Here is a 10181-nt window from a genome sequence, read left to right on the forward strand (position 1 = left end):
GCACTAGGCTCCACCAAGGCTTGGGATACCTAACCCCGACCGAGGTGGAAACCGACTTTGGAAGCAGATCCCGCCACAGGTAATAAAAGACACAAGGCACATGCCTAGGAACAAAGCTCCGGGCACTTCAAATTTATGAATACACTTTTTCCGTCCATGAGAACGGACCACGAAATATATGCAGTCTACGGCGCAGAGCAAACTCCAGCTCCTCGAACGCTGTACGAAATATTCACTGCCACTGTTGGTGCTTATCCGGATGAACTAGCCCTCGTGGGGTCTAACGAGCAGTTAACTTACCAAGAACTTGCCCGACGTGTTGAGGCCGAAGTATCCCGTTTAGCCGAAATCGGTATCGGAAAGGGAGATAGGGTCGGTATCAGAGTACCGTCGGGTACCACAGACCTATATGTGGCAATCCTATCTACGATCTGCGCGGGTGCGGCATACGTGCCAGTTGACTGGGATGACCCAGATAGTCGCGCAACCGTGGTATGGGAGGAGGCACAGGTAGCTGCTGTATACGGCAAAGGTCTAACCATTGAGCCAATAGGCTCCGATCACGCACCTATCGAGCCCGCTCGCCCCGACTTGAGTGACCATGCCTGGATTATTTTCACCTCAGGTTCAACAGGGAAACCGAAGGGCGTGGCTATTTCCCACCGATCCGCTGCGGCACTCGTTGACGCTGAATCGCGAATGTACCTGGTCAAAGAACCGCTGAAACCTGGCGACAGGGTAATGGCAGGTTTGTCCGTGGCCTTCGATGCTTCTTGTGAAGAAATGTGGCTGGCATGGCGTTATGGTGCCGCCCTTATCGCCGCTCCCCGCGACATTGTGCGCTCAGCCGATGCGCTCGGCGAATGGATAACTAGCCAGGAAATCACCGCTGTATCAACGGTTCCCACTCTGGCTTCGTTCTGGCCCACTGAGTCGCTATCAGCAGTACGATTACTTATCTTCGGTGGAGAGGCGCTACCGAAGAGTCTTATTAACCGCCTAGTGGCTCCGGGCCGCGAAATATGGAACACGTACGGCCCCACTGAGGCGACAATCATCTCTACAGGTCAGCTCATGGAACACCTTGAAGATGACCAGCCGGTCAGAATTGGCCGGGCAACGCCAGGCTGGCAGCTAGCGGTCATCGACCCAGAAACTGAAGAGCCCGTGCGCTGGGGGGAAACCGGTGAACTCATCGTGACAGGCGTAGGTCTTGGTTCCTATCTCGATCCCTCCAAAGACGCGGTGGCCTACGCCCCTTTGGAATCACTGGGCTGGGAACGTGCCTATCGCACGGGGGACTTGGTGGTAGCAGACCGGGAAGGGTTGATTTTCGCGGGCAGGGCAGATGATCAAATCAAATTTGGTGGGCGGCGAATGGAATTGGGGGAACTCGATCGTGCGCTACTGAGTGTGCCGGGAGTCACTGCAGCAGCAGCGGCCAAGCAAGAGACTCCCGCAGGCTCCGATGTCATAGTTGGGTACATCGTCACCGACACGGAAATCAATTTAGCTGAAGCTCGCAATCATCTATCTGCGGTGTTGCCCGGGGGCATCGCTCCAACCTTGTGCGTCCTCGACGAGCTACCTATGAAAACCTCCGGAAAAGTTGACCGCAAAGCGCTTCCTTGGCCTTTGCCGGAATCTGGAGAAGCACTATCGACTCTCCCCACTGAGCTTCATTGGTTGGCCGAAAAATGGATGGACCAACTCGGACCAATCGCTATTGAGTCTGACTCGAACTTCTTTGAGCTCGGAGGATCCTCAGTCGCCATCGCAAAGCTCGCCGTTGAGCTAAGGTCTTACTATCCTGCCCTGGGTATCGGAGATCTCTACGACAATCCGACGCTACGTGGCATGGCGGCACACATTAACACCTTGGAAGGACCTGGAACGCAGCGCCCTACCCCGGACTCAATCCCCTGGTGGGCTGGTATTTTCCAATTCCTCACTGTTTGTGGCATCTACGTAGTTAACACTCTGCGATACATCATTGGTTCACTCTTAGTAGTCTGGGCCCTCGGTTTCTTCTTCGATGCTGGGTGGGTGCCGTCCCTTCCACTACTACCTATAGCGATTTCTGGGGCTCTGCTATTTTCGATGCCAGGAAAAATACTCCAAGCCACTATCGCCGTGCGGGTGTTAACAATGGGAGTGAAGCCAGGAGAATATCGGCGCGGTGGGTGGACGCACCTGCGGGTTTGGGCAGCAACACGGTTCGTGACTTACCTACGCCTGGACTCTTTGTTGGGCGCTCCCACCGCGCCACTCCTTTACCGATTATTTGGCTGCCAGGTTGGCCAAAGAGCCAAATTGTCAGCGATGCCACCGGTGACGGGACTGTTGTCTATCGGTGAAGACTCGGCTCTTGAGCAAGAAGTTGACATCGAAGGAAACTGGATCGACGGTGACACGTTTTATGTCGGAAAAACCGTGATTGGTAACCGGGTTCGCGTCGGTCTGCGGACGTTTATCACTCCTGGCTCCCGAATCGGTGACGACGCTGAAATTCTTCCTGGCTCGTGCGTGTCCGGCGAAGTTCCTAATGGCCAACTCTACTCTGGCTCCCCATTGGTACACATTGGTGCTGCTGGTTTGAAATGGCCCAATCAAACTCCAAGCGAAGCTGTTGCAGCAGGTGCAGTTCGTGGCACAAAGACACTCCCATTGCATTTCCTTTATCTAACAGGGCAACTGTGGATGAGTTTGTTGCCAATTATTTCTATTTTGCCAGGTGTGGCCGTCGTTCTTCCCCATGTAATCACACGAATCCGGTACCAAGAAGTCTTTCCCATTCTCGCACTGTGGACTCCTGTATTTACTTTGCTGACAGTAGTGACGTGGCTTGCCCTCGTCATTTTCACTGTTCGGTTTTGTTCAATGCTTATCAAACCAGGATACTTCCCAGAGAAATCCGCAACTGGATGGGCTGTGTGGCTAACTCACTCGCTACTGCAAAAGACGCTTACATCCACGTACTTTATGTACGCAGGGTGGATGACTCCAGCGTTTCTTCGCCTGCTCGGCGCCCGCGTCGGCAGACACACGGAAATCTCCACCGTTGAAACGATTCCGCACCTCACCTCCATTGGTGATCGTACTTTCCTCGCAGACCACTCACTCTGCGCGTCAGCCCAGTTCCGAAACGGATGGATCCATATCGGAACCACGGTTATCGGTAATGGTTCATTCGTTGGAAACTCGGGAATCGTCGGCAACGACCACGATTTACCTGAAGATTCTCTGATTGCAGTACTTAGCTCCACTCCTGAACGTCCGGGGCGCGGCACATCCTGGCTGGGACGTTCAATACGCGAGATTCCTCGCGCCCGTGAAGATGCGAATCTAAGCCAGACATATAACCCACCAATGGGACTTGAAATTGCTCGAATGCTAGTTGAAGCGCTGCGATTTCTGCCAATTGTCATCACTGCGTATCTTGACTTAATGATCGTTTGGGCCGGAACGGTCGTCTATATGGCATACGGCAAGGGGCTAGCCGGCCTGGGGGGAGTCCTGCTCTGGTCCTTCCCCATCGTCCTGACGGCCGGCATAATCGCCAGCTTGCTGCCGATCGCTGCCAAATGGATCCTGATCGGACGTTTCAAAGCTGGGAAACACACCCTCTTCTCAACCTTCGTCTGGCGGGGTGAACTCGTTGACAACTTTACCGAGATTCTTGCAGTCCCCGCGCTTATCCGAATGTCCTTGGGCTCGCCTATGTACAACCTTTGGATTCGACTAATGGGGTGTTCGGTGGGTCGAAGTGTGTGGTGCGAGACATGGTGGCTGCCCGAATTTGATCTTATTGAGATAGGTGATCGAGCTACGATCAACCGCGGCACAGTCCTTCAGACGCACCTCTTCCACGACCGCGTTATGGCCTTAGAACCTGTAACAGCCGAATCAGGATCCACGCTAGCCCCAAATAGTTTTATGCTTCCCGGCTCGTCAATGGGTGCGCGAACAACCGTGCTTCCTGGCTCGCTCATTTTGCGACAAGACGCCATCCCGTCGGACTCTATTTGGGCCGGCAACCCGGTTTCACACGTTGAAATTCCTACTAATGTACACGGCTAAGATAAGCATTTTGAAAGAGAAAAATGGACAAGGTTTCCCAATCTGAACAGCTAAATCCCGTCGCCTCATATCCCAAACCGGGTCCAGCTCCTGTCCGCCCCATCTGGGATGGAGAGAAAGCAGCACCTCCCATCGTTGTCGCACCGCCGGAGGATCCGAACGAAACGCGCTGGAATAGAGAGCTAGCTTTTGGCCCCGTCCGTAACTCCAATAGAATTACTGGTCTCGATGCTGCTCGCGGTGTCGCACTATTTGGCATGATTGCGGTGCATATCCTCCCTGCGTATAACGAATACACGGGTCGCCCGACACTCATTTGGCAAGTCAGCGCCGGGCACGCGGCTCCACTATTTGCCGTCCTGACCGGTGTAGCTATTGCACTTCTAACAGGGGCAAATAACCCACACACGGGACGCAGGCTCCTCCGCAGTCGAGTGACGCTTGCGGTACGGGCAATCTTCATTCTGCTGCTAGGCCTGTCTATCAACGAATTGCGTCTACCTGTATATAATATTCTTCCTTATTACGGGTTAATGTTTTTATTTGCAATTCCTCTAGTCTCATTGCGCATTCGCACTCTCTTATCTTTGGCATTGGGCTGGGCGCTTCTGGGACCAGCTGCAGCATTTTTCATCAATTCGCACATCGACTACACAACGACTTACAACCCAAACTTCACCTCCCTATTTCAACTTACAAGCGACACTCTCATAACTTTATTTGAAGGAGGAACCTATCCACTTATAACGTGGATGACTTATATTCTTGTCGGTATCGCAATCGGTCGTTTAAACCTTCGGTGGATGTCAACCCAAGTAAGTCTCATTGTTTGTGGAGCGGGGCTTACTCTGACAGCAATATTTGCATCGACATTTCTCGTCGATTTCCTCGGTGGATTCGCTAAACTCTTCTGCTACACCAAGGATTACAAGGTGGAAGATATCACCAATGTCCTTGATTACGGCCCTGACGGCCACATGCCGACTGACACGTGGTGGTGGCTTACCGTTAACGGGCCCCACACAAACACGCCTTGCAACCTACTTACCTGCACCGGCTTATCCCTTATGGTAATCGGATCCATGCTTGTGATAAGCCGAATGCTCAATCATCTACTCGACCCCCTCATAGCTGCAGGTTCAATGACACTGACGTTGTACACTATTCACCTGGTGCTGTTCTCGTTTTTTGATGTCTCCATCCATGATGCTCCCGTCATTTGGTTTCTTGCCCAAGCTTTCGGTGCACTCATCCTCGCGAGCACATGGTTATCAATGGCGGAAAAGGGGCCGATTGAATCAGTCGTATCCAGACTTTGCCGTTTCATCAGTCGCGTAATTGTTCCTAACCCGCCGCAACCAGTTATCGTTGACCAGAAATAGCTTTGTTAGTTTCGGTTACAGCTGCCAATTACTTCATTTATCTCAAGAAAAAGACAGTCCAGTATGAATAGCAAGACTTCTAGGCTTTCCACTTCCAGGAAGGTTCTTTCAATTTTCCTTTCCTGCAGCGCAATCATCAGCGCCACAGCATGCGGACACATCGACACAACGGGGTCATCCCGGAAACCTTCTCCTCAGATCCTGGATGAAAAGCGGCTTGTTCGGGATACTGACGCGGTATCTGACCAAGGTGGAAAACTGGTTGAAGCGTCCTCGTCTTGGTCTCCAACGACTGAGGACTAGGTGTGACACAGTGAATCTTAAACGCTGTATTCCCAGACGGAGGGCCCGACCCCACCCGACTGGGCAGCAGGACTGCCACTCGACGCCGACGGGCACGAATGCGACTACTACCGCAAGGATTAGACGCGCCAGAGAGGCAACTCGCGCCAACTGTCAGGTGCTCCTGTGCGAGAAAACGGCACGATGGGATTGTGCGGGTAGGTGTGGAACAGCTTCGGCAGCCGGTCGGCTGGAGACAAGTCCAGTTGGCGGTGCAAGTATTGGATAAGGGAGAGCTGCCCGAACACGCGATTCATTCTTTCAGCTACCGGAGCCAGCCTGACACCATTGTTCAGTTTCGGTTTGATGTCGTAAACACGGTTGAATATCCTTGCTTGATGAGCTGCGTAATTACGCAGAATATTCAAGGATTTCAGCCATGATTCAAGCTGAGGACCCGTTAGGCCGCCGGGCTCGGCAATCCGTTTGCGCACAATATTGGGCGACATGCCGTACAGGTACGACAGCATCCCCCAATCCATGATTTCTACAGCCGCCCAGATGGGTAGAGTCCCGCCATATTTGGATTTGTGGTGGGAGACGAAGTCCTCCTTCGACGCTTTCAAAGGCCGACTGGTACTTTCTCAGCCACACCTCGTGCACGCTACGCCCGTCTTTGTTTCGCTACCGTGCCCGGGCGCTCAAACGCTGGGGATCCAAATAGATCAGCGGGTCAAGGCGACCTAGTTCGTGACCGAGTTTGGTTCGAATAGCCAACTCCACGCGATCAAGCTCGATGAACACGCTGTGGCGCAATTGCTCATCAAACCCATAGAGGGCTACCACTAGGTCAAACGATGCTCCCTCAACGAATTCATCTCGGGCAGTGCCATCGCCTTGGGAGAAACGGCGCATCGGGTACCAGTATCCGGACAAGCGGTAGTAGTTCAATCGCGCCAGCAGCGTCTCAGCATGCTGGAGATCATTCACTCGCATCCCACGCTGACGAGGCAATTCGACATGTTCACCGTAGGTCTTGAACTGATTCACCTGCTCCACGCGCACCCCTGTTTAATACGGAAAACGAAGACCGGCCCTGGACTCCCACCGAGGCGGGCAGCGGAACCGGTCATGTTGACTACAAGGCTACCTGGTTGATGACGCCGAAGCTAGAGCACGGGGCACAGGGATCTGACCCCAATGTGTCCACTTTTCGGGGGTCGGGCCCGACCCCAACACCGACCCTGACACTGTCCCCCGATCCACCGATTCAGAAAGGACAGATACACCACTCCACCGGACTTGACCGCAGTTTCTCAAAGCCTGCACCAGTGGGTCAACCGCATTGCTAGGAAATGGCGGGGTGAAGCGGGGATAAGCCGGATATCTATCACCGACTCATGCAGGAGTATATTTATTCATTGAAATCCTGTTCGGATCGTGCAGTCCCCACGAGCATGAGAAAGCGACTAACCGGAAATGTTTAAAGTTCGGAATGACATGAAAATTCCACCTTTAGGACCTGGCTGGGCTGGCGCACTCATGGGACTGTCCATCTCCTCATCCCTCATCGATACCCACTTCGGCCCGGTAATGGGTCGCCTCCCCGCCGAAATCATGCTCGGAGTGGCAAGTCTTGTCTTCCTAGCGCTCACGGCAGGATTCATTAAATACCGCACTCCGGGATTCCGCTTCGAAGACATGCCTGCGTGGGGCATGGCCTCCATGGGCATACTGGCCATAGGTAGTGCCTACTCACTTATCTGTGACGCCTGGCTGATCCACACTGTGTGCTGGGCTGGAGGAACCATTCTCAGCGTCATTACCTGTTTAAAATATCTCACATTTCTCTTCTCCGACCACCCCTCTAATCCCACTTTTATTTGGGGGTTGCCACTGGTGGCTCCTATGGTTTCAGCAACCTCGTCGGCGCAATTAGTACCGCATGCTGGTGAATGGGGTTCGCTGGTCCACGGCGTCGGCGTGTTCTGCTTCGTCTTAGCTTGGGTGGCAGGAATGCCGATGTTCACCCTGATTTACCTGCGAACTTTTCCCAAGCTCCCCCTTAACTTCGCCGCTACCGCGTGGATTCCCATGGGTTTAGTCGGCCAATCGACCGCCGCAGCACAGCTACTCGCCGGTGACCAATGGCACTTCCGCGCCATGGTCTACGGTGTGGCGATGCTGGGCTTGGGCGTACCACTATCGCTCTATGCCATCACCAAACATTGGTGTGCAGCCCTGGGTAATACTCCAATGTCCTATAACCCCAGCTGGTGGGCCAGTACCTTCCCCGTGGGCACCTGCTGCCTGGGCACTCATACCCTGTCCACACAACCCGCGGCGCTGGCGTGGGGCCTGGGATGGATGGATACCGTCAGTGCAGCCCTGCTTGTTCTACTCCTCCTTCACGTCACGTGGGCTGCTTTCGGAGCCATCAAAACCGTTTCCGAGCATTTCAAGGTCAGCCACCTGAGCCACGCATAATCCCAAAGTCTTCGGGTACTTAAGAACCTTGCGGATCGTGCTCGGCGAAGAATTGGGGCATCGCCTGGAGTAGGTGCTGGTTCCAGACTCCATGGGCGCTGAGGGCGGATGCGTGATCAGCGTGTGGGCGCACGTACTCGCTCAGTTCGATGTTCTTTTCTTGGGCTATGCGGCGAAAATCGTCATAGCTTTCCGGAGGGACGAGGCGATCGTTATCGCTGCGGACAATCTTGATGGGTGGCATGTCCGAAGTAAGGTGCGTAGCCGAGGTAACGAAATCTGCACGGTCGGGATATTCCTCCGGCGTTCCACCCAGGTATTTCTGCACGGTATCACGGGATCCTTGCGCGGCATAAGCATCGTCGGAGTCATAGATGTGGCGGACATCGAGGGCCGGTGAATCCGCATACACGGCGCGGGGCACCGCCGGTGTGCCGGGGCAATCGGCGGAAGGTAGGTGGTTGGGGTGCGCGGCGGCATCGGCAGTCGCATTCAGCACCAACTGGCCGCCGGCAGATTCGCCGTACATAAAGAAGCGCTCCGGGTCACCGTCATAATCCGCTGCGTGAGCATTGACCCAATTCATTGCGCAGCCCACCTGCCCCGCTGCCACCTTCCACGTGGGCTGTTCCCAACTGGACAGCGTGTAGTCGACGGATAATACGAGGTACCCGCGCTGCGCCATCTGCCGCATATTAAACGCCTGGGAGCGCTTGTTCATCTGGTCCCAGCCGCCGCCGTGGACATACATCATCACCGGGTGAGTGCCGCCATCATTGGGCGTATAAATATCCATATCTAAGTCCTCGCCATGGAAGGAATCGTAGGCCACCGTATGATCAGGGCCTTTGTCGGTGCTTTCCACACCGGCCCAGCTCAACACGGAACTAATATCCACGTCGGCCCCCTGCTTCTTCGCAGCATTAATCTGCGTCCCCAAAAGCGCTATGGCTGCAAGGAGCGCAACCGCCGCGAACACGCCTGGCACGTAAAAACTGCGGGATCCGAACCTTCCTAGTACCGCCAGGGTCAAGAGAACAAGGGAAAAGATAATCACCGGCCCGACATACTGCGGGCCGATGAGCGCACCCGCGCCCCAATACGAGATATGCGGCGTAAACGGCGCCACTGCAAGCCACAGTGCGAGGAAAGCTACAAGCGCAAGCGGGACGGATAGCAACCGGGCAACGATCTTCATACCGGCAACGGTAGTCCTTGTTTCTGGGAACGCGTGGTTATGATTCTGCTTTTAGTAAGAGGACCGGCGTCACGCGCGAATGATTCCGCAAACCTACGAGGAAGCCACGCCCACAGCCTGGTTAACTTGAGCCAGACGAATAAAGTGGGAAGGCAATGAATAATCTCCGATTCAAAAGATGGGCCTACACCTCCGATGTGGCTCCCTCGGCAATTTTGACGCTGAAAAATCCGTGCGGTATTTATGTGCTTGAATTTTCCAACGGCGAGCAATACGTGGGCCAGTCAGTAAATTTTCCCTCGCGCCTAGCTAGCCACCGGAGAACCTACCCTGACATCATTGCCATCAATTTCTGTCCGGTTCCTGCGAGGGAGCTCAATATGACCGAATATGGCGAGATTCAACGGCGCCGCAAAGCAGGAATTTTACTACGCAATAAGACGCTCCTCGCGCAGCCTTTGGGTGATTCCCCGCTCGATGCGCTCATAGACCAGCAAGTCCAAACTAAATGGCTCGACGTAGAAGCTACCGATGAAGGCGAAGTTGAAATCGGTGGCCGAGCCATTGGTTGCGTCCAGTAGTGTGGTGTAACGCTTGCTGATGGTGGGCCCCGGAAATAGTGGGACGGTCACCGTCAGTTAACCTTTCGACTCAACTACCACATCTCACCGAAAGGCATATGACGATGACCGCTGCACCACATTCTATCGACCCGACAACCTACTTGGATGATCTGCTCGCTCAAGCCTCCC

7 protein-coding genes are annotated in these 10181 nt (G+C 54.2%); 4 read left to right on the forward strand and 3 right to left on the reverse strand.

Features of this window, described 5'->3' with window-relative positions:
• Nucleotides 1-156: 156 nt before the first annotated feature.
• Both D9V82_RS09945 and D9V82_RS09950 read left to right on the forward strand, forming a co-directional pair.
• Nucleotides 157-4080 (forward strand): Pls/PosA family non-ribosomal peptide synthetase, encoded by a 3924-nt coding sequence (locus D9V82_RS09945; RefSeq protein WP_121912238.1) that lies wholly within the window; start codon nt 157-159, stop codon nt 4078-4080.
• Nucleotides 4081-4103: 23 nt separating this feature from the next.
• Entirely contained in the window at nt 4104-5462 is a 1359-nt protein-coding gene (locus D9V82_RS09950) for a heparan-alpha-glucosaminide N-acetyltransferase domain-containing protein (protein WP_121912234.1), read from the forward strand.
• A 422-nt stretch (nt 5463-5884) separates the two neighbouring features.
• Here D9V82_RS09950 and D9V82_RS12920 read toward each other — a convergent pair whose 3' ends face one another.
• Both D9V82_RS12920 and D9V82_RS12925 read right to left on the reverse strand, forming a co-directional pair.
• Complete coding sequence (locus D9V82_RS12920) at nt 5885-6370, reverse strand: Abi family protein (protein ID WP_259466591.1); 486 nt, start codon at nt 6368-6370, stop codon at nt 5885-5887.
• A gap of 58 nt (nt 6371-6428) precedes the next feature.
• Nucleotides 6429-6803, reverse strand: coding sequence for an Abi family protein (locus tag D9V82_RS12925; RefSeq protein WP_275414599.1), 375 nt, complete (start codon nt 6801-6803; stop codon nt 6429-6431).
• 441 nt (nt 6804-7244) lie between these two features.
• Between D9V82_RS12925 and D9V82_RS09960 the strand changes: the two genes are divergently transcribed.
• Nucleotides 7245-8231 carry a TDT family transporter gene (locus tag D9V82_RS09960; RefSeq protein WP_234457626.1) on the forward strand — a complete coding sequence of 329 codons (987 nt, stop codon included), beginning with the start codon at nt 7245-7247 and terminating at the stop codon, nt 8229-8231.
• Between the two features lie 19 nt (nt 8232-8250).
• Here D9V82_RS09960 and D9V82_RS09965 read toward each other — a convergent pair whose 3' ends face one another.
• Nucleotides 8251-9429 carry an alpha/beta hydrolase family protein gene (locus D9V82_RS09965; RefSeq protein WP_121912236.1) on the reverse strand — a complete coding sequence of 393 codons (1179 nt, stop codon included), beginning with the start codon at nt 9427-9429 and terminating at the stop codon, nt 8251-8253.
• Between the two features lie 155 nt (nt 9430-9584).
• Here D9V82_RS09965 and D9V82_RS09970 point away from each other — a divergent pair, with 155 nt between their 5' ends.
• Nucleotides 9585-10010, forward strand: coding sequence for a GIY-YIG nuclease family protein (locus D9V82_RS09970; RefSeq protein ID WP_239088607.1), 426 nt, complete (start codon nt 9585-9587; stop codon nt 10008-10010).
• The last annotated feature ends 171 nt before the right edge of the window (nt 10011-10181 follow it).

It is taken from the genome of Corynebacterium macginleyi (assembly GCF_003688935.1).
GTDB classification, from domain to species: Bacteria; Actinomycetota; Actinomycetes; order Mycobacteriales; family Mycobacteriaceae; genus Corynebacterium; species Corynebacterium macginleyi.

Excerpts from the sequence above, each read along its gene's own strand:
- D9V82_RS09965 (WP_121912236.1), bottom strand. The coding sequence starts at position 9,429 with ATGAAGATCGTTGCCCGGTTGCTATCCGTCCCGCTTGCGCTTGTAGCT.
- D9V82_RS09950 (WP_121912234.1), top strand. The coding sequence starts at position 4,104 with ATGGACAAGGTTTCCCAATCTGAACAGCTAAATCCCGTCGCCTCATAT.
- D9V82_RS09960 (WP_234457626.1), top strand. The coding sequence starts at position 7,245 with ATGAAAATTCCACCTTTAGGACCTGGCTGGGCTGGCGCACTCATGGGA.
- D9V82_RS09970 (WP_239088607.1), top strand. The coding sequence starts at position 9,585 with ATGAATAATCTCCGATTCAAAAGATGGGCCTACACCTCCGATGTGGCT.
- D9V82_RS09945 (WP_121912238.1), top strand. The coding sequence starts at position 157 with ATGAGAACGGACCACGAAATATATGCAGTCTACGGCGCAGAGCAAACT.